The 20,222-nt window shown below is 63.6% G+C and carries 19 protein-coding genes; 4 read left to right on the top strand and 15 right to left on the bottom strand.

Annotation, left to right across the window (positions count from 1 at the left end; genetic code table 11):
• Positions 1-122 precede the first annotated feature (122 nt).
• Complete coding sequence (gene mazG, locus FCS99_RS01305; protein WP_138509759.1) at positions 123-938, top strand: nucleoside triphosphate pyrophosphohydrolase; 816 nt, start codon at positions 123-125, stop codon at positions 936-938.
• On the opposite strand, the gene hflX is transcribed toward mazG, so the two are convergent.
• The 10 genes from hflX to dusB all read right to left on the bottom strand — a co-directional run bounded on the left by hflX (position 932) and on the right by dusB (position 13,273).
• Positions 932-2,284 (bottom strand): GTPase HflX, encoded by a 1,353-nt coding sequence (gene hflX, locus FCS99_RS01300; RefSeq protein WP_138509757.1) that lies wholly within the window; start codon positions 2,282-2,284, stop codon positions 932-934. The two genes, mazG and hflX, sit on opposite strands and share 7 nt — an antisense overlap.
• Entirely contained in the window at positions 2,281-2,556 is a 276-nt protein-coding gene (hfq, locus tag FCS99_RS01295) for an RNA chaperone Hfq (RefSeq protein ID WP_138509755.1), read from the bottom strand. Before hfq ends, hflX begins: the two co-directional genes overlap by 4 nt.
• Positions 2,557-2,661: 105 nt before the next feature.
• Positions 2,662-3,510: a D-amino-acid transaminase gene (locus FCS99_RS01290; RefSeq protein ID WP_138509753.1), complete on the bottom strand. Its 849-nt coding sequence runs from the start codon at positions 3,508-3,510 to the stop codon at positions 2,662-2,664.
• 10 nt (positions 3,511-3,520) lie between these two features.
• On the bottom strand, positions 3,521-4,876 hold the full coding sequence (locus FCS99_RS01285) for a potassium transporter TrkG (protein WP_171036195.1): 1,356 nt from the start codon (positions 4,874-4,876) through the stop codon (positions 3,521-3,523).
• Positions 4,877-4,927: 51 nt separating this feature from the next.
• The gene (gene trkA, locus FCS99_RS01280; protein ID WP_138509749.1) at positions 4,928-6,301 is read right to left on the bottom strand and encodes a Trk system potassium transporter TrkA; all 1,374 of its coding nucleotides are present in this window, start codon (positions 6,299-6,301) and stop codon (positions 4,928-4,930) included.
• A gap of 21 nt (positions 6,302-6,322) precedes the next feature.
• Entirely contained in the window at positions 6,323-7,711 is a 1,389-nt protein-coding gene (gene ntrX / locus FCS99_RS01275) for a nitrogen assimilation response regulator NtrX (protein ID WP_138509747.1), read from the bottom strand.
• A gap of 3 nt (positions 7,712-7,714) precedes the next feature.
• Positions 7,715-9,940, bottom strand: a complete 2,226-nt coding sequence (locus FCS99_RS01270) for a sensor histidine kinase NtrY-like (protein WP_138509745.1) — start codon at positions 9,938-9,940, stop codon at positions 7,715-7,717.
• An 86-nt stretch (positions 9,941-10,026) separates the two neighbouring features.
• Positions 10,027-11,289 (bottom strand): sigma-54-dependent transcriptional regulator, encoded by a 1,263-nt coding sequence (locus tag FCS99_RS01265; protein ID WP_138509743.1) that lies wholly within the window; start codon positions 11,287-11,289, stop codon positions 10,027-10,029.
• A complete protein-coding gene (locus FCS99_RS01260; RefSeq protein WP_138509741.1) occupies positions 11,286-12,335 on the bottom strand; it encodes a two-component system sensor histidine kinase NtrB in 1,050 nt (349 codons plus the stop codon). Before FCS99_RS01260 ends, FCS99_RS01265 begins: the two co-directional genes overlap by 4 nt.
• Positions 12,332-13,273 (bottom strand): tRNA dihydrouridine synthase DusB, encoded by a 942-nt coding sequence (gene dusB / locus FCS99_RS01255; RefSeq protein ID WP_407658266.1) that lies wholly within the window; start codon positions 13,271-13,273, stop codon positions 12,332-12,334. The genes FCS99_RS01260 and dusB overlap by 4 nt, the downstream gene beginning before the upstream one ends.
• 137 nt (positions 13,274-13,410) lie before the next feature.
• On the opposite strand from dusB, the gene FCS99_RS01250 reads away from it, so the two are divergent.
• Positions 13,411-14,562: a bifunctional 2-C-methyl-D-erythritol 4-phosphate cytidylyltransferase/2-C-methyl-D-erythritol 2,4-cyclodiphosphate synthase gene (locus FCS99_RS01250; protein WP_138509737.1), complete on the top strand. Its 1,152-nt coding sequence runs from the start codon at positions 13,411-13,413 to the stop codon at positions 14,560-14,562.
• On the top strand, positions 14,559-15,059 hold the full coding sequence (locus FCS99_RS01245; RefSeq protein ID WP_138509735.1) for a CinA family protein: 501 nt from the start codon (positions 14,559-14,561) through the stop codon (positions 15,057-15,059). Before FCS99_RS01250 ends, FCS99_RS01245 begins: the two co-directional genes overlap by 4 nt.
• On the opposite strand, the gene FCS99_RS01240 is transcribed toward FCS99_RS01245, so the two are convergent.
• The 3 genes from FCS99_RS01240 to FCS99_RS01230 all read right to left on the bottom strand — a co-directional run bounded on the left by FCS99_RS01240 (position 15,030) and on the right by FCS99_RS01230 (position 18,049).
• A complete protein-coding gene (locus FCS99_RS01240) occupies positions 15,030-15,530 on the bottom strand; it encodes a type II toxin-antitoxin system RatA family toxin (RefSeq protein ID WP_138509733.1) in 501 nt (166 codons plus the stop codon). The genes FCS99_RS01245 and FCS99_RS01240 overlap by 30 nt on opposite strands.
• Before the next feature lie 10 nt (positions 15,531-15,540).
• Positions 15,541-16,527, bottom strand: coding sequence for a lipoyl synthase (gene lipA / locus FCS99_RS01235; protein ID WP_267899603.1), 987 nt, complete (start codon positions 16,525-16,527; stop codon positions 15,541-15,543).
• Between the two features lie 865 nt (positions 16,528-17,392).
• The gene (locus FCS99_RS01230) at positions 17,393-18,049 is read right to left on the bottom strand and encodes a class I SAM-dependent methyltransferase (protein ID WP_138509729.1); all 657 of its coding nucleotides are present in this window, start codon (positions 18,047-18,049) and stop codon (positions 17,393-17,395) included.
• A gap of 98 nt (positions 18,050-18,147) precedes the next feature.
• On the opposite strand from FCS99_RS01230, the gene FCS99_RS01225 reads away from it, so the two are divergent.
• Entirely contained in the window at positions 18,148-19,053 is a 906-nt protein-coding gene (locus tag FCS99_RS01225) for a LysR family transcriptional regulator (protein WP_138509727.1), read from the top strand.
• Between the two features lie 72 nt (positions 19,054-19,125).
• Here FCS99_RS01225 and rpsI read toward each other — a convergent pair whose 3' ends face one another.
• Both rpsI and rplM read right to left on the bottom strand, forming a co-directional pair.
• The gene (gene rpsI, locus FCS99_RS01220; RefSeq protein WP_138509725.1) at positions 19,126-19,623 is read right to left on the bottom strand and encodes a 30S ribosomal protein S9; all 498 of its coding nucleotides are present in this window, start codon (positions 19,621-19,623) and stop codon (positions 19,126-19,128) included.
• A 1-nt stretch (position 19,624) separates the two neighbouring features.
• On the bottom strand, positions 19,625-20,089 hold the full coding sequence (rplM, locus tag FCS99_RS01215) for a 50S ribosomal protein L13 (RefSeq protein WP_138509723.1): 465 nt from the start codon (positions 20,087-20,089) through the stop codon (positions 19,625-19,627).
• Between the last annotated feature and the right edge of the window lie 133 nt (positions 20,090-20,222).

Genomic DNA, 20,222 nt, shown 5'->3' with positions numbered 1-20,222 from the left:
TTTCCTGCGTCGCGGCATGAAGTATAATCAGTCCCCACCTCTGGCCACTGTTTCATGGTTTAGGTATGGCGGACGCCTCCCGATGCGAACACAATCGCCCCCAAACGAAACAGGATGCCGTCATGCCGGATACCGCCCTCGCCCCGATCGATCAGCTCCGGCAAATCATGGCGCAATTACGCAATCCGGACGGCGGCTGCCCCTGGGACCTCGAACAGGATTTCAGCACGATCGCGCCCTACACGATCGAGGAGGCTTATGAAGTCGCCGACGCCATCGAGCGGGGGCACTTCGGGGAATTGAAGGATGAGCTGGGCGACCTGCTTCTCCAGGTCGTATTCCACAGCCAGATGGCAGAAGAAGAAAACCTTTTCGATTTCAACGATGTCTGCCAGGCCATCAATGACAAGATGATCCGCCGGCACCCGCATGTTTTCGGCGACGCGACAACACGGGACAGCGAAACCCAGACCGCCGAATGGGAGGCCATCAAGGCGACCGAGCGACAGCAATCGGACAAGGGCGATGGCGTGCTCGATGATGTTCCGGTCGCCCTGCCCGCCCTCAAACGTGCCCAAAAACTCCAGAAGCGCGCTGCCCGGGTCGGTTTCGACTGGCCTGACGCGGAACAGGTCTTTGCCAAGATCGAGGAGGAAATCGGTGAAGTGCGCGAGGCGATGAGCCGCAAGAATGCCGATGACATTGCCGAGGAGATTGGCGATTTAATGTTTGTTTGCACAAACTTGGGACGAAAACTGAAAGTAGATGTTGAAACGGCTACACGGACGGCCAACGCCAAGTTCGAACGCCGCTTCCGCCATATTGAGGCGCGTCTCCGCGAACAGGGCCGCACGCCGGACGACGCCAGCCTCGAGGAAATGGAAACCCTCTGGGATGAAGCCAAGGCCGCCGACAAGGCCGCGAAAGCCGCTCAGTAATCGTCCTCGGCGGGCGGTTCGGCGATGCCCTGCGGAACCGCGACTTCCGGAAACTGGGCCCGGAAACGTCCCGCCTGAACGGGCGGCAAACGGACTTCAACGGTGCTGTCCCCGGTCTCGGGGTCAATCTGCGTATCAATGATGTCGCCATTCTCGTGAAGCCAGGCGAGCGCCCGGGCCTGGGCCGGCGCGATCGAAATCACCAGCTTCTCATCATCACGGGCCAGGGCTTTCTCGATTGCCGCAAGCAGCGCGTCCACGCCATCGCCCGTGACCGCCGAGATCGGCAGCTTGACCGCCCGCTCCGCCTTGAGATTGGCGATCTGGGCCGTGTAGGCCAGATCTTCGGCGGAATCGACGTCGAGACAGTCCGCCTTGTTCCAAGCTTCGATCATCGCCTGCTCGTGCCGCGGGCCGGCCTCGATCGCGTCGAGGACGTTTTCGACATCCTCGATACGGCCGTCCCGGTCGGGGTCGGAGGCATCAATGACATGAACCAGAAGGTCGGCCTCCCGCACCTCTTCGAGCGTGGCCCGGAAAGCGGCAATCAGTTCGGTCGGTAGATCGGTGATGAAACCCACCGTGTCCGACAGAAGCAGCGTTGTTCCATTGTCTAGCTCCAACGCCCTAACCGTGGGATCCAGCGTCGCAAACGGCATGTCCTGGGCGAACACACCCGCACCGGTCAGCCGGTTGAACAGGGTCGATTTGCCGGCATTGGTGTAGCCGACGAGGGCCACCGTCGGATACGGAACATCCTGGCGCTGGGCCCGGTGCAGACCACGGGTGCGCCGCACCTCGTCCAGCTGACGCCGCAGCTTGGCCATCTTCTCGTTCAGCAGGCGGCGGTCGGTCTCGATCTGGGTTTCACCCGGACCGGCCAGAAAGCCCCGCCCGCCGCGCTGGCGTTCCAGGTGGGTCCAGGTCCGCACCAGACGAGAACGCTCATAAGCCAGACGCGCCAGCTCGACCTGCAAAACGCCTTCCTTGGTCCGCGCGCGCTGGCCGAAGATTTCCAGGATCAGTCCGGTCCGGTCAATGACCTTCACATTCCAGGATTTTTCCAGATTTCGCTGCTGGATCGGCGACAGGGCCGTATCGATGACGGCGACATCCGCCTTGCCCTCGACGATGCGCTCCTTGAGCTCGGCCAGCTTGCCTCGCCCGAAATACCGGCCCGCATCGATCTTGCGCGTGGACACGATAAAGGCCTCGGCCACTTCAAGGTCGAGGGCTTCGGCCAGACCCGTGGCTTCCTCAAGCCGTGCGTCAGCACGGTTCAGGCCGTCACGACCGGTCGGATGAATGACAAGGGCGCGGGAAACCGGCGCCTCGCGCTCAATCAATCGGTGGCGCTCTCAGCTACCGTGCTCTCTTCATCGGACTTTTCACCCTCGAACAGCTGCACCGGCGCGGCCGGCATGATGGTCGAGATCGCGTGTTTGTAGACCAGCTGGGACAAACCATCCCGGCGAAGAAGAACACAGAAGTTATCGAACCAGGTCACAACGCCCTGAAGCTTGACGCCGTTAACCAGGAAAATGGTCAAGGGAGTCTTCGTCTTACGCACTGAGTTCAGGAATGCGTCCTGCAGATTTTGTTTTTTGTCGTGGGACATAATGGCTCCAGATGCGCCGTTGCAAATGCGATTCGGTAAACAGGGTATACAGGCCAGGCTACGCCCTGCAACCATCTCATCTTGCTGGCAGACTCTGAATTTGGCTCAGTGAGCCTCCAGATAGGCTTGGCGCAAGTGCGCGGCCAGAGAGCCCGGTGCCCCGTTTCCGACCGGGCGATCATCGATCCGCACCACCGGCGTCACGAAGGTCGTGGCCGAGGTAATGAAGGCTTCCCGCGCGGACTGGGCTTCTTCGAGGCTGAAGCCGCGCTCTTCAACCGCATAGCCCTCCGCCTTGGCCAGGCGCATCACGGTGGCCCGGGTGATGCCGTGCAGGATGGAATGATCTGCCGGGCGGGTCACCAGGACACCGTCTTGCGTCAGGATCCAGGCATTGCTCGAAGCGCCTTCCGTGACCAGACCCGCCTGGTCGACCAGCCAGGCCTCGAACGCCCCCGCTTCCCGCGCGGCCTGTTTCGCCAACACATTGGGAAGCAGATTGACCGTCTTGATGTCACACCGCCCCCATCTCTGGTCCGGAACACTGATGATCCCGATCCCCGTTTCCGCGCGCTTGCCCGCAGCGTCAAAATCGATCCGCTTGCAGGTCAGGACCAGGGTGGGCGGTGTCCCGGCAGGCGGAAAGGCGTGGTCCCGGCGCGCGGCACCGCGCGAGATCTCCAGATAGACCAACCCGTCGCGGACCCGGTTGCGGCGCAGGAGTTCGCGGATCACCAGGCGCAAGGCGGCCAGTGACAGGGGCAGATCGATCTTCAGCTCTCCCAGGGACCGCTGAAGCCGGGCAAAATGCCCCGCAGCATCCAGCAGCGTGCCCGAGCGGACGCTCCACACCTCATAGATCGCATCCCCGAACAAGAAGCCACGGTCATCTATGGAGACGGATGCATCAGCGTGACGGAGGAAACGGCCATTGACGTAGGAGAAGCGTGACACGGCGAAAGTCTCAATTGCGGATGAACAGGGCCCAGATCGCGGCCACGGCGGCCAGCACTTCCAGACGCCCCAGGACCATGGCGGAAATAAGGATGGGCTTCGCGCTGTCTGCAATATCCCGCCAGCCATCACCGGCCCGGACTTCGTTCAGCAACGGGCCGATATTGGCCAGCGCCGAGGCGTTCGCCAGAAAGGCCGTCTCGAAATCCATGCCGGTCAGGCTCAACAGCAAGGCTCCCAGGCCCAGACAGGCCAGGAAACCCAGAACATAGGCCCAGATCCCGATCAGGGCGGAATCCCGCGCCGGACGTCCGCGGAAGGAGACCGGAACGATACTGGACGGGTCGGCCAGCACAGCCAGTTCCGACCCCATGCGTCGCCAGAGAAGCAGAATGCGCGACACTTTGATCCCGCCGGAGGTCGATGCCGCCGCCCCGCCGATCAGGGCCACGAAGACAGCCGCGATGGGGACCGGGGACAGTGTACCCGCCACGGAATAGCCCGCCGTGGTCACCATGAAGAGCGCGTCGAGCACATGGGTATGCGCCATGTCCGGTGCGGCCACGACATAGAGCCCGGCCAAGCCCACCGTCAGGATGCCGATCCCGACCATGTCCGGATCCTTCAGCACACCCCGATCGCGCAGCACATCCCAGAACAACGCAATATTGAGACTGCCGGCGAGGCTCCCGACAGCCACGCACAAAGTCGCCAACGCCCCGAAATTCGGCAGGAGGCCACCATCAGCGGGCATGTAGCCACTGGTCGACACCGCCCCCATGGCCAGCACCGTGGCATTGAACAATTCAGTGCCGGAAAAAAGCAGACCCAGCCAGATGAAAGCCGTGATCACCGCATAGATGATGGCCACACGCCGGGCCGACAGGGAGAGGTGGGAAAAGACATTGTCCGGACGGATGGTCAGCAAAGGCGAACGGCGGATGGCCGGCACGTCCCGGTCCAGAGCCGCAAACACCGCAATCGCGAGCAAGAGCGTCCCGTAACCGCCAAACCAGGCCATGATGGCGCGCCAGAACACCAGGGAGCGAGGCAATTGATCCGCTGGCAACAGGGTCGCGCCGGTTGTTGTCACGGCCGAATAGGCTTCGAACAGGGAGTCGATCGGATCGAAATAGCCCGATATCCAGAAAGGCAGTGCCGCCACAGCCGGTGTGGTGACCCAGGCCAGCAAGGCCAGGCCGAGCGCATCCAGCGCACTGGCCCGGAAGCGGATCCCCTGCGTCGCTGCCAGAACCAGCAGGCCTGGCACCAGAGCCAGACCGGCCGAGATCAGGAAGAAGGGGGCCAGGTGCGGCTCCCCGACCGCGACAGCGGCCAGTGAGGCCAGCAGCGAAATCAGCGCCACCAACACCCACAGAGCACCCAAGGGCCGGAGGAGAGCGGCCAGCGACATGGTCTAGAAATACTCGAGGCTGACGCGGAAGAGATGCTCGACCTTGGGAATGAGTGCCGTGTTGCAGAACAGGAGAACCCGGTCATTTTCCCGGATCCGGCCTTGATCGCAGGGCAGGATCACCTTGTCGCCGCGCACCACAGCCCCAAGCGCGACGCCGTCGGGAAGTTCCAGCTCTTCCAGTGTCTTGCCCACCAAGGGTGAAGTCGACAGGGCGACGCCTTCCAGCGCTTCCGCCTCACCACCGCCCAGGCTTTGCAGACCGGTGATCCGGCCGCGGCGGATATGCTGGAGGATGGTGGAGACCGTCGTGGCGCGAGGGTCGATCAGGACATCGATGCCCAGCGGTTCGCGCATGCCTTCGAACGTGCGGTCATTGATCAGGCTGAGGGCACGCTCGGCCCCTTCCCGCTTGGCCATCACGGCGGACAGCATGTTCACCTTGTCATCATTGGTGACGCAGATGACGAGTTCCGCATCGGCCACCCCGGCCTCGCGCAACATGCGGGAATCCAGCCCGTCTCCGTGCAGGACAACGGTTTTCTTGAGCTTTTCTGCGGCTCTCTCGGCGCGCGACTTGCTCGCTTCCACCAGGCGGACCTTCACGCCCCCGGCACGCTCCAGGGCACGGGCGACATAGACGCCGATATTCCCGGCCCCGACCACGACCACGCGGCGGATCTGGTCGGCATTGCGCCCAAAGATGTCAAGCACCCGCCGAACCTGCGCACTTTCCGTGACGACATAGACATCATCGCCGGCCAGAAGCGGATCATGGCGCTTGGGAATGAACAAGGTCCGCTCGCGCTGGACGCCGACCACGGCCACCCGAAGATCCGGGAAGAGTTCCATGACCTGTTCGGTCGTCGAACCCGCCACCGGCGAACTGTCTTCCAAGCGCAGGCCCAGCAATTGGACACGGCCGCCGGAGAAGACCGCCGTCGAGAATGCCCCCGGCGTTTCCACCCGCTGCAGGATGGCGCGCCCGACCTCCAGCTCCGGCGAGATCACCACGTCCACGGGCATATTCCCGGTCGAGAAGAGGTCGCCCCAAGCCGGGTCTAGATAATTCTGAGCCCGCACGCGGGCGATCCGCATGGGCGTGGAGAACAGGGAATGGGCGACCTGGCAAGCCACCATATTGGTTTCGTCGGAATAGGTGACGGCGACCAGAAGGTCCGCCTCGCGGGCCCCCGCCTTTTCCAGCACGTCCGGATGCGAGGCATGACCGACCACACCGCGCACATCCAGATCGTTCACGACATTGTCGATCAGCTCGGTGGACCAGTCCACGACGGTCACCGCATTGCCTTCGCGGGCGAGTGCCCGGGCGATACCGACACCGACCTGACCGGCGCCGCAGACTATGGCTTTCATTCGCTTTCCGTCCGTTCCGAGCTAGGCCGCGCCTTCGCGACCCGTATTCCCGACACCGAGCGATTTCAACTTGCGATGCAGCGCCGAGCGCTCCATGCCGATAAAGGCAGCCGTCCGCGAGATATTCCCGCCGAAACGGTCGATCTGCGCTTTGAGATACTCACGCTCGAAGTTCTCCCGGGCCTCGCGCAAAGACAAGGCAATCATTTTCTCGGCGTCAAACCCGGCTTCCTGGTTTTCCCGTGTCACCACTTCCGACGGCAGCGAATCCAGCGTGATGGGTTCACCCGAGGCTCCGGTGGCAAGGATCAGGAGGCGTTCGATATTATTGCGCAATTGGCGGACATTGCCCGGCCAGCTGTGCGCCTGAAGGGCAGCCATGACATCATCACCGAAGCCGCGGCGTGGCAGGCCGGCTGAAGCGGTCAACCGTTCCACGAAGTGCTGTACCAGGGAGGGAATATCCTCCCGCCGTTCGGCCAGGGCCGGCACGGTCACCGGCACGACAGCCAGGCGATGATAGAGATCCTCGCGGAACGTGCCCTCCTGAATCCGGATATTGAGATCCTGGGCCGTGGACGAAATCACCCGCACATTGACCTGGACGTCCTTGGCCCCACCGATCCGGCGGAAACGCTGTTCCACCAGGAGCCGCAAAAGCTTGGACTGGGTTTCTCGCGGCATGTCGGCGATCTCGTCGAGATAGAGCGTCCCGCCATGCGCCCGCTCCAGCAGGCCAACATGTTTCACCGTGCCGTCATCATTCTCCCGGCCGAACAATTCCTCTTCCACACCTTCCGGAGACATGCCCGGCGCGCTCACCGCAATGAAGTCGGCAGAAGCGCGGGGGGAAGCCTCGTGGATCAGGCGTGCCACGGTTTCCTTGCCAGCCCCCGAAGGCCCCCGGATCAGGACCCGGCTATTGGTCGGCGCCACGCGTTCGATCAACTGGCGCACCTGGACGATCCCAGTACTCTCGCCGATCAGCGAGCTCTGCACCTCTGTGCGGGCGCGCAATTGCGCATTTTCGCTGCGCAGACGGCTGGTCTCCAGAGCCCGCTTGACGGTGAGCAGGAGCTTGTCGCTCTTGAAAGGCTTCTCCAGGAAGTCATAGGCCCCCTTGCGAATGGCCGCGACGGCGGTCTCGATCGTGCCATGCCCGGAAATCACGATGACCGGCAGGTCCGGGTCCAGCGCGCGGAATTCGTCCAGCAATTCGATCCCGTCCAGACGCGACCCCTGCAGCCAGACATCGAGAATGATGAGCGAAGGCTTGCGCGCCTGGATCGCATCGAGGGCGGCATCGGCATCGCCCGCCTCGCGCGGTTCATACCCGTCATCCTCGAGCAAACCCCCGATCAATTCGCGGATGTCGGCCTCATCATCGACAATGAGAATATCCCTAGCCATTCATCATGCCTCCTGCGTGGACTCGGTCCGGTCCGTGGCGGTGTCGGCCAACGGGAAGACCAGGCGTACGACTGCCCCTTCCCCGTTCTCCGGCACATCCAGTTCCAGACGTCCCTTGTGGTCTTCCATCACGCGCTTGACGATCGCCAGGCCGAGACCCGTCCCTTTCTCGCGCGTTGTCATATAGGGCTCGGTCAGCCGTTCCCGGTTGGGAACCGGCCAGCCCAGCCCATTGTCCTGAACCTCGATCACGGCATGGCCGTCGCGGGCCCACAGGCCGACCGCGACCTGGCCGGGCTGCTCATCCTTGTCCATGCGGGCACTGACGCTCTCGCAGGCATTCTTGAGGATGTTCGCCAGGGCCTGGCTCGACAGGCGCGCATCGCACAGGGCGAAGACCGGATCACCCGGCTGATCGAAAGGAATATCGATATTCGGCGACGCCACCCGCTGGGTGAAGACGGCGGATTTGACCAGATCGGTCATTTCCGTGCGTTCCACTTTCGGCTGCGGCATGCGGGCAAAAGAGGAGAACTCATCGACCATGCGACCGATATCACTGACTTGCCGGACGATGGTTTCGACGCAGCGGTCGAAGGTTTCAACATCGCTCTCGATATCATCGCGGTATTTGCGCCGGATGCGCTCGGCCGACAATTGGATCGGCGTCAGCGGATTCTTGATTTCATGGGCGATACGGCGCGCCACTTCCCGCCAGGCCGCATTGCGCTGCGCTGTGACAAGACGCGTCACATCATCAAAAGTGATGACGAGCCCGGCCTCTTCGTCCATCGAGGCGCGAACGGTGAGGTGGCGGACCTGTTCGTCATCGGTGTGCAGGTCAACCTGGCCTTCGGCGACCGACCCCGGACGGCGGCGGGCCTGCTGGACGATCTCGACCAGGGCCGGAGTCACTTCTCCGATATCAACACCGATCAGGTCGTCCGTACCCGGGCTGAGCAGGGAAATCGCCGACCGGTTGATCAGCGTGATGTGGTCCTCGCCGTCCAGACCGATCACGCCGGCCCGCACCCCGGCCAGAATGGCTTCCATGAAAGCTCGTCGCTTTTCCGACTCCGCGTGGGATTCGATCAGCTCGCGGCGCTGCGACCGCAATTGCCGTGTCATCCGGTTGAAGGCCCGGGCCAAGGCGGAGATTTCGTCATCATCACGCCCCATCTGGACGCGCGCATCCAGATCGCCCCGCCGAACGCGTTCCGCCGCAGCCACCAGACGGGAGACCGGAGTGGCGACCCGCGTGGCGGCTGTAAGTGCCAGCCAGATCGATCCGATCAGCAAGAGAATGCCGACCTCGAAATAGAGGAAGTAAAAGGTCTGGCGTATGCGACCTTCCTGTTGCGAGGCATCCCGCAATTCCCGCCGCGCCACGCCCATCTGTCGGAAGAGCGCGATATCCATCGGATGGGAAATGAAGAGATAGGCATCCGGATAGGCTTCGATCCGGTAGAGCAAACGCATGACATCCGCGGCATCGGCCGAGGTGTCCGGCGTGGTCACGGCCACATCGCCCTCACCGGCCAGCTCGTACAGGCGCGGGGATGGCGCGACATATTCCTCATTCTGACGAAACTGCGTCCGGGCCAGCAGCGTCCCGCGCCCGTCGACCAGATAGGCTGCCACAAAACCCCGCTGGGCGGCCTGGTTGGACAAATAGCGCACATACTGGATCCGGCTTGATGTGAAGGCGTCAACCGCTTCCGGCTGGCTCAGATCATAGGCCATGGCCCGCAACTGGTCGGAGGCAAACTCGGCTTCGCGATTGTAGAAGCCCAGCGCCACGGTCTCCATCTGGTCGACCATGGTCGAGACGCGATTGCCGAACCAGTAATCGACGCCGCGGCTGATCACCGCCCCCAGAAACAGGGCGGACAGGATGGCAGGTGTGGCGGCAGCGATCGAGAATAGGGCCACAAAACGCAAGTGCAGGCGCGGTGCCGGTTCGCCGAAGCGGCGGGCCCGGAAACGGCGCACGAAACGCAGGGTCACCACGCCGGCAAGGCCGGTGATCAGAACGGCATTTCCGACCAGGATACCGACTGCATAGCGGCTGCGGGATCCGGTCAGGCCGCCTTCATTGAGCAGGATGAAAGCCGAAGCCGCCAGCAAGCCGAGCGAGACGAAGAAGCCAATACCGAACAGGGCCGCGGATTGCGGGGAAATGTTCCGGATCAGGGTTCTGGTCGAGGATTGCGGCAAGGACGCTCTCATGCGTGGGTCAATCACGCATCTTTACGCTCCCGTTGCACAAAATCAACACGCGTTACGCATCAGCCACAGACCAGCGCACCGGCTCCCTAGTCCTCACCCGGTTCGTCCAGCTCTGCCAGGCGCCGGGCCAGCGTATTGCGATTGAGTCCCAGCAGCTCGGCCGCCTTGGAGCGGTTGCCATTGCAGCGGTCCAGTGCCTGGGAGAACAAGGCCCGTTCCACGGAATCAACCGCGACCTGCCGCGCATCCGGACTGGACAGGGCCAGGGCCGCCAGCGCGTTGGCATGAACGGAGATTTCCTCCGCGGCATCGCCACTGTCGGTCTTCAAGGAATCCACCACATCCGCCAGCGAGGCCACCCGTCCCCGCGTCGCGAGGGACAGGCGCGAGAGGACGGAGCGCAATTCCACGACATTGCCGGTCCACGGGGAGTTGGTGAGATAGTCGACCGCTTCCTTGGACAGGCGCACCACGGCTTGCTGGTCGCGGCGGGCAAATTGCGACAGGAACGCCTCGCACAGGGCCGGAATATCGCTGCGGCGTTCGCGCAGTGGCGGCACGGTGATGATGCATTCGCTCAGACGGGCGGCCAGACGCGTGTCGAGCGGGCTGGAGGGTGCCTGCGAGGCCGTGGCGATGACCCGGCCTCCGCCGCCATCCAGGGCATCGCGGGCGGCACGCTGCTGGTCCGCACTCCACTCTTCGAGCCGCAGCCAGACCACTTGTTTGGCCGCCTGGGTCGAGCCGAAGATTTCCGAAGCGGTGTTGGAGGGGGTCACCACGACGGCGTCGTCCGAAGCGATACCGCGGGCCCGCAGCAGGGCCTCGGCGGCCTGGCGCTTGCCGACGCCAGGCTCGCCCGTGATCATGACATGAGCCTGGCTCGTCGCGGCCCGCGCAATCGCCTTGAAGGCCGACTGCATGGCGACCGACTGACCGATGAATCCGGTCGGCTCATCCGTGGTCCGGGCGCGCTGGGAGGTTTTCACATCGCCCAGGGCCGCTTCGACGGCGGCCACCATGTCATCTAGGTCGAAGGGTTTGGGCAGGTATTCGAACACGCCGCCCTTGGCCGCATTGATCGCGGTGGAGGCCGTCGCCTGCGCACTCATCACGATGACCGGCATTTGCGGACGCAGCCGGGAGACCAGACCGAGATTCTCCAGGAAATTCGTCCCGTCGAGCAGGACGTCAGCCAGCAGAAGGTCGCCTTCCCCATTGCGGATCCAACCCAGCGCCGTATCGGGCGAAGCGGTCGCCCGGACCTGGTATCCCGCCGAGCCGAGCGCACGTGACAGGATCAGCTTCAGGCTTTCATCGTCCTCAAGGAGCAGGATGCGAGCGCTCACGGCAATACCTCTCTGGCAATCGGCAGACGCAAATGAAACACGGTCTGTCCCGGCTGGCTTTCATAGTCGAGTTGACCATCATGCAGGGCGGCCACGCGGGCGGCAAAGGCCAGGCCCAGCCCCTCACCCGCCGGCTTGGTGGTCACGAAGGGCGTGAAGATGCCCGAACCGAGCGTATCCGGGATGCCCGGTCCATTGTCCCGCACACTCAGGACCAGCGGTGTGGAATTGGCACCGGTCCGGCTTTTCGGTCCGGTATCAAAACGCGTCTCGACCCGGATCCGGGCATCAGCCTGACCGCGCACGGCATCCAGCGCATTGCGCAACAGGTTCAGAACGACCTGCAGCAGCAAATCCCGGTCCCCGAAGACATTGGGCAGGGACGGGTCAAAGCCCTCCCTCAGGATATCCGCCGCATCCCGGTCGGCGCGTGTCAGCGATTCCATCGCCGCCACGGCAAGATGATTGAGATTGATCGGGCTCTGCTCGCCCAGCCGGATATCGCCGACCCGGCTCCAATGGTCTGCCAGCCGCGTGATCCGGTCGACATCCTGGATGATGACATGCGCCAGTTCGGCGGCCGCATCGATATCCGTCTCGCGCTTGATCAGCTGGGCGGCCCCGCGAACGCTGGCCAGCGGATTCTTGAGTTCGTGCGCCAGCATGCGGCCGAAACCCAGGGCCGGCGCCTCGGAGGCCCGGGCCCCGCTTTCCCGGTGCGGCAGGACGGAGAGCGTGACACTGCCCTTCTCATCGGACCAGCGCGCATGAAGGTCGAAGGGACCGCCCTGCCCCAGGACCAGGCCAAGCCCGACCACGGTCCGGCGGGCCGTGCAGGCCTGTTCCACGATCTCGGCCAGATGCGAGCAAAGCGGTGAATGCGTGCCGAACCGGCCCTTGCGCATCACACGCTGGGACAGGCCGAGCCATTCCTCTGCCTGGGTATTGGCCCAGATGAAGCCGCCATCCTGGGCGAATTGCAAAAGCGGAATCGCCGCCATTTCGGCGGCCAGATCCGCCGTTTCCGTGACCGGAGCCTCGCTCATGCGACCGCCCGGCCTTCCGGCGCCATCAGGCGGCCCAGCGTTTCGTGAATGTCCGCCGGCTGGTCCGAGCGGCACAGCACTGCGCGGATCGCCTGGCACCAGTCCGGATCGGCCTCGCGGGCCTCGATGTCCATGAAGGAGGCGAAATGCTTGCGCATCATCCGGATGCCCAGATGATCGCCATAGTGATCGAGGGACAGGTCGAACTGGGCGCCCAGCGCCGTAACCTTGGCCGCCCATTCCGTGGTTTTGGGCTGGCCCATCAGGGCCGCGCCGATCTCGCCGACCAGCCAGGGTCGCCCCTGCGCCGCCCGTCCGATCATCACGGCATCGGCGCCCGATTGCTCCAGCGCGTCGCGGGCATGCTCCAGGGTATGAATGTCGCCATTGACGATCACGGGGATCGAAACGGCTTCCTTCACCGGCCGAACGGCCGCCCAGTCCGCCTCGCCCTTGTAGAATTGCTGGCGGGTCCGGCCATGCACGGTGACCAGCCGGACACCGGCATCCTCTGCCCGCCGGGCCAGTTCCGGCGCGTTCAGACTGTCATGATCCCAGCCTAGGCGCATTTTCAGGGTCACGGGAATGTCGACGGCCGCGACTGTGGCCTCGATCAGCGTGAGCGCGTGATCCAGATCCCGCATCAGCGCCGAGCCCGACAGCCCCTTGGTCACCTGGCGCGCCGGACACCCCATATTGATGTCGACGATATCCGCGCCCGCATCGGCGGCGATCTTCGCGCCCTCGCTCATCCAGTGTGCCTCACGGCCGGCCAGCTGGATCACACAGGGCGCCAGGGAAGCATCCAGGGCCGCCTTGCGCACCATGTCGACCCGGCCGCGCGCCAAGGCATCACTGGCCACCATTTCCGACACGACCATGCCGGCTCCGAAGGCCTGAGCCTGGCAGCGGAAGGGCAAATCGGTGACGCCGGACATCGGCGCCAGAATGGCCGGATTTGCAATCCTGTGGTTCCCAATGGCAAAGGGCATGCGGCTGGACTAATCCTGAACGGGTTGAAAGCCGAAATAAGCTAGCGGTTATGCTGCGTTGCGGCAATGGACGAGGATTTGGGATGAAGATCGGAGCCATCATTGTCGCGGCCGGCCGTGGTGAGCGCGCTGGCGGCGGAATTCCCAAACAGTTCCGAAAGCTTGCCGGACGGAGTGTTCTGGCGCGCAGCTATCAGGCGCTCGCCGCCCATCCCGCCCTCACTGCAATTGTGCTCGTCACCCATCCGCACGATACCGCCCGGCTCGACGCGGTGGATGAGGAGTTGGGCCTTGTCACCCGGCGAGTTGTTGGCGGGGCCACGCGGTCCGACTCGGTCCGGGCCGGGCTGGCAGCCCTCTCCGATGCCGGTGTGGACGCGGTCATGATCCATGACGCCGCCCGCCCTTTCCTCTCGCACGCCCTCATCGACCGGCTGGCGGATGCCCTCGCGACCCACAGCGCCGTGATCCCGGTCATGCCGGTAACCGACGCACTGATGCGGCTCGACGCGTCCGGCGAGATCCTGGAGGCGGTGGACCGGGAGACGCTGGGCGCCGCCCAGACACCCCAGGCCTTTCATCTCGACACAATCTGCCAGGCACACGACCAGGCCGCCGGCCAGGCTTTTGCCGATGATGCCGCCGTGATCCGTGCGGCCGGTGGCACGGTCTTTTCCGTGCCCGGCGAGAGCGGTAATTACAAACTCACCCGTCCCGAGGACTTCCAGCGCGCCGAGGCCGAACTCATGTCCACAGCCATCACCGTGACCGGACAGGGCTTCGATGTTCACCGGCTCGAGCCGGCCGATACAATGTGGCTGTGCGGGGTGGCGCTTCATGAAGGCCTCGGCCTGGTGGGGCATTCCGATGCCGATGCCGGCCTGCACGCGGTCACCGATGCTGTTCTGGGCTGCGCCGGAGCCGGCGATATCGGGCAACACTTCCCGCCCTCGGACCCGCAATGGCGCGGCGCCGCGTCCGACAAATTCCTGCTGCATGCCCTCGATCTCCTGGCGAAGGCCGGGGGTGAGGCCGTGCATGTCGATGTCACCCTGATCTGTGAGCGCCCCAAGGTCGGACAATACCGCGCCGCCATGCAGGCCCGTCTGGCCGAGCTCATGGAGCTCCCCATGGCGCGGGTGAATATCAAGGCAACCACAACAGAAAAGCTCGGCTTCACCGGGCGGGGCGAAGGGCTTGCCGCGCAAGCCATCGTAACGGCGAGGATGACATGATTTTCAACCACTCCCTTATCGACCAGGCGGAAACCCTGCTGGACCGGGCACGGACCGCCGGCGTGATGATCGCAACGGCCGAGTCTTGCACAGGCGGGCTGGTCAGCGGATTGCTCACGGAAATCCCCGGCTCCTCCGACGTGGTGGACCGGGCCTTCATCACCTATTCCAATGAGGCCAAGACCGAGATGCTGGGCGTTCCGGCGCGCATCATCGAGGGGCATGGCGCGGTCTCGGCGGAAGTCGCCAAGATCATGGCCAAGGAAACCCTGCTGCGCTCGAATGCCGATATCACCGTCTCGATCACCGGCGTGGCGGGACCGGGGGGCAGCGAACGCAAACCGGCCGGCCTGGTCTATTTCGGACTGGCTTGCCGCGATCAGGCGACCCGCACCCATGTGCAGCGTTTCGGCGATCGCGGCCGCGATGCGGTCCGCCTGGCCAGTGTCGCCACGGCGCTCGACCTGTTAGCTGAGGGCGTCGATCTCTTCAGCTAGATCCTTTGAGGGATCACCGGCCGGTTCACAGCGCTGTTCGGCCTCGGCGGAAAACTTGCCGATCAGGATGCGCCCGGCCCGGTCGCGATTGCCTTCCAGCAGCATTTGCAGGATGGCATTGCGGAACTCCGCCTTGATGGTGAAGTCCACCAGGGTGGAGCCATCGGACAGGGCGTGGAACCGCCAGGCATTCTCCAGCACCCGGAAGGGGCCGGAGACAAAACTGACATCGATCGTGCGATGCACCGCATCCGCCCGCACCCGCGAGGTGAAGCGTTCGGCCACGAATTTGTAGCGCACGCGGGCCTCGGCGGTCAGATCGGTCAGCGGACCGTCATGCGCTTCCTTGAGGACCCGCATGGCGGTGATCTGCGGGATGAAGCCGGGATAGCGCCGCACGTCGAGGACGAGTTCGAAGAGATCGTCCGGCGCATGCAGCAACCGCAGGCGTTCACGCGTTTCGACCGCCACGACCGACCCGTCAGCCGCGCGCCAATTGCGCGTCGCGGGCGTCGCGCAGCTTGCGGAAATCATCCCCGGCATGGTGGCTCGAGCGGGTCAGCGGCGTTGCCGACACCATCAGGAAGCCCTTGGCCCGGGCGATGGTCTCATAGGCCTTGAACTCGTCCGGATGCACGAAACGGTCGACGGCGGCGTGCTTGCGGGTCGGCTGCAGATATTGGCCGATGGTCAGGAAATCGATGCCGGCGGAACGCATATCGTCCATCACCTGCATGACTTCTTCCTTGCTTTCCCCCAAGCCGACCATGATGCCGGACTTGGTGAACTGGGCCGGATCGCGTTCCTTCACGCGCTCCAGCAGCCGCAGGGAATGGTAATAGCGCGCGCCCGGGCGGATGGAGAGATAGAGCCGCGGCACGGTTTCCAGATTGTGGTTGAACACGTCCGGCTTGGCGTCGATGACGCGCTCGGCGGCGCCCGGCTTGCGCAGGAAGTCCGGCGTCAGGATCTCGATCGTGGTGCCCGGCGTTGCCGCGCGGATGGCCTCGATGACATCGACGAAATGCTGGGCCCCGCCATCATCCAGATCATCCCGGTCCACCGAGGTGATGACGACATGGTTCAGCCCCATCTGGGCGACGGCTTCCGCGACACGGCGGGCCTCGTCATGGTCGACGGCGGCCGGCAGGCCGGTCTTCACATTGCAGAAGGAACAGGCGCGGGTGCAGGTATCGCCCAGGATCATGAATGTGGCGTGTTTCTGTTCCCAGCACTCACCGATATTCGGGCAGCCCGCCTCTTCGCAAACGGTCACCAGACCGCCCTCTTTCACGATCTTCTGGGTTTCCGAGAAGGTCTTGCCGAGGGGCGCCTTGACGCGGATCCAGTCCGGCTTGCGCAGGACCGGCGTATCCGCCCGTTTCTGCTTTTCCGGGTGACGGGCCGCGCGGGCCTCGGTGGCAGCGCTGCGCGCCGTGTTATCGATCAGATTGGCCATGGGCTGCACATAATCCCGTGCGGGCTTTCCATCAAGTTGATCGGACTGTTGAGGGGTATGCGATTTTGCAGAGAGGCCGCCGAATGACCGATTTCACCATTTCATTCTGTCATCCCGGCCGAATGGCCTGCGTCGGCAGGCCGCAGAGCCGGGACCCATAAACACGGAGCAAGCCCGAAAGCAGGTACGGGCATCAAAACCGGCTGGAAACGCACCGGGCGTTTGGGTCCCGGACCTTCGCCCGGCCTGCGCCGGGCATCCATCCGGGATGACAATCTGCTTCAATTCCAAAATCGTCTTCCCAACACGACCAACAGCGCCACGGTGGTTACACCTGGCGGTATGAGGAGTGCGGGACGCCATCCGGCATCGTCGCTAATGAATTTGTGAGTGACACCGAAAGGCGTCCCGCACACGGAGATTTCCTCCCGCCTCTCGACGGGTATTCAAGACCGGGTGGGTACAGGTGCCGAACCCTTGGCACCAGCGGACCCCCTCGATAGCCGTTCCTTCCTTCCGGTGGTCAGCCCGGATGTCCGAAACGCTCCGCTAACTCATCACCCCCGACCTGACCGGGCCGGGCCTCGAGTGGTGAAGAGGCGGGAGGGAGATTATGCGAGGCGGTTGGGGGTGGGGATAAGTTTCCTCTGGTCCGCTCCGCGGACGCCCCTCACCCGGCGCTACGCGCCACCCTCTCCCGCAAGGGGAGAGGGAGTTCCCGTAGAGCTCAATGCCCTCCTTCTCCCCTCGCGGCAGAAGGTGCCCCAAAGGGGCGGATGAGGGGGATTCCCGATGACGGAACGATCATCCCCGAAACGAAGAACGGGCGGTGCCATAACCACAGCCCGTCCTGCATTCGAGTCTGTTCAGCAAGCTAAGCGCTTTGAGAACCGGAAGAAGCGGCCGGCTTTCGTGCCACCAGGAACAGGGCCTTGGACGGGCCGGGCCGCCATTCATAGGTGATCTCGAAGCCGGCGTCCTGCATGTCCTGTTTGAGGCGTTTCGCCCCGAACACGCGCAAGACCGGAAACAGACCCAGGGCCTGGGCGATCGGAATGATCGGAATCAGGAACCAGAACCCGTCTCCGAGGCAGACGGTTGATGTGACCAGCCGTCCGCCCGGTTTCAGCAGGTCGCGGGCTCTTGCCAGGGTCTCAGCCCGATCCCGGACGAGGTGAAGGATCGACATCCCCATCACCACATCAAACGGGCCGTCGGTGGCCGGGTCGATATCCTCCAGCCGCGCCTGGCGAAAGGTCACGTTTTCAACACCGGCTTCGGCCTTGCGGGTCTCGGCGATACGCAGCATCTCACCGGAGAAATCGGTCGCCAGTATGTGTTTCACGAACGGAGCATGCAGCAAGGCCGTTCCACCCGTACCGCAACCGAATTCCAGCACGGTCGACTCCGGGGTGAAACACCCCCGGGTCATCTCCAGCTTGTGTTCGTAGGACTCCATGTCCTTGATCGGATCCGCGGCATACTTCTCTGAAATCTTGTCCCAGAAGCGCCGGTCCTTGCTGTCACCCATTCCCTGATCATCCTTAGCCATGTGTCAGAGATGTCTGTTTACCCATACATTTTTGCGATAAAAATGGTCTTTTTCCTGCATCTGATATACGTAAATCAATGAACTGGCAGAGTATTCGCTTCGACTGGAACCACGTTCGCGCTTTCCTGGCGACGGTCGAGGAAGGCTCGTTTTCGGCAGCGGCCCGGGCGCTGGGCCAAACCCAACCCACCCTGTCCCGCCAGATCACGGCTCTGGAAGCGGATCTGGGCGTGACGCTGTTCGAACGGGGCCGGCGAAGCATGACCCCAACCCAAGCCGCGCTCGAACTGGTCGACCATGTGCGGACCATGGGGGATGCCGCCCACCGGATTTCACTGACGGCCTCGGGACAGGCCCAGTCCGTGGAAGGCTTTGTGTCCATCACGTCGACCGACATGATGGCCATCCATTTCCTGCTGCCGGTCCTGGAGCGGCTTCGGGCCCTGGCGCCCAAGCTTCAGATCGAGATCATTGCTTCGAATGATGTGCGCGATCTGACCAAGCGCGAAGCCGATATCGCCATCCGGCATGGCCGGCCAGAGCAGCCCGACCTGATTGCCCGGCTCCTGGGCGAGACTTCCGCCGCCCTCTACGCTGCGCCGGCCTATCTGGACCGTGTGGGCCGACCCAAAACCCTGGAAGAACTCAGCCAGTGCGACTTCGTCGGGTTCGAGCGCAGCCCTCGCCTGCTGGACGTCATGCATGAGCTCGGTCTCGACCTGACCACCGAGAACTTCCGCGTCACCTCGGAAAGCGGTCCGACCTACATGGCCCTGATCCAGCGCGGTTTCGGTCTCGGCTTTGTCACGCGCGACATGCTGAGATTCTACCCGGAGCTGGAACCCGTCTTCCCGTCCCTGCCCCGTCTCCCGGTACCGGTCTGGCTGGTTACGCACCGCGAATTGCACACGAGCCGGAAGATCCGGCTGGTCTTCGACACATTGGCCGAGGGTCTGAGCGACGCCCTTACACAGACCGGGTAGCGACGCCCCAACACAAAAAACGGGCGGTGCCAGAAGCACCGCCCGTCTCGCATTCGGGTCTGTTCGGTAAGCTTAGCGCTTGGAGAACTGGAAGGAGCGGCGGGCTTTCGCGCGGCCGTACTTCTTACGCTCAACCACGCGGCTGTCGCGGGTCAGGAAGCCATTGGCTTTCAGGACCGGGCGCAGGCCCGGTTCGAACAGGGTCAGAGCCTTGGAGATACCGTGACGCACGGCACCGGCCTGACCGGACAGGCCACCACCCTTGACGGTGGCAACGATGTCGAACTCGTTCACGCGCTCGGCGGTTTCCAGCGGCTGCTGGAGCAGCATGCGCAGGACCGGACGGGCGAAATACTTTTCCTGTTCCTGGCCGTTGATCGTGATCTTGCCGGAACCGCGCTTGATCCAGACGCGGGCGACCGCGTTCTTGCGCTTGCCGGTCGCATAGGAGCGGCCGTGTTCGTCGATCTGGGGCTCGGTCGGGATCGCCTCGTCAGCAACGGCAACATCGCTGCCACCGTCTTTCATGACGTCCTTCAGGTCTTCGAGCGAGCGGGCTTCTTCACTCATATCAGCCTCGCGTATTCTTGGAGTTCATGGACTTGAAATCGACCACTTCCGGCTGTTGAGCCTCGTGCTTGTGGTCGGCACCGGCGTAAACGCGCAGGTTCGAGAATTGCTGACGGGCCAGCGGGCTGTCTTTCGGCAGCATGCGCAGCACGGCTTTCTCGACAACGCGTTCCGGGAAACGGCCGTCCAGCAGCTTGGCCGGAGAGGTTTCCTTGATGCCACCCGGGTGACCGGTGTGCCAGTAATAGCGCTTGTCGTTACGCTTGTTGCCGGTGAAGACGACCTTGTCAGCGTTCACGACGATGACATTGTCGCCCATGTCGACATGCGGGGTGTAGTCCGGACGGTGCTTGCCGCGCAGACGGGTGGCGATGTAGGCAGCGAGGCGACCGACAACGGCACCTTCTGCGTCGATCACGACCCACTTCTTCTCGACATCCGCCGGTTTAACGGAATAGGTCTTCATAATAATCCTCAGGCCTTTGGGGGGCTCGGGTTGAATTCGAGCGCGCCGTTTAGAGGGGATTTCGCACTCGGTCAAGCGACCTTCGGATTTTGGCCGTGTTTTTATGCACCTAGCAGTGCGGTGTAATAATACC

Source organism: Maricaulis alexandrii, from assembly GCF_005871165.1.
Classification (GTDB): domain Bacteria; phylum Pseudomonadota; class Alphaproteobacteria; order Caulobacterales; family Maricaulaceae; genus Maricaulis; species Maricaulis alexandrii.
This window is presented reverse-complemented; position numbering and strand designations above follow the sequence as displayed.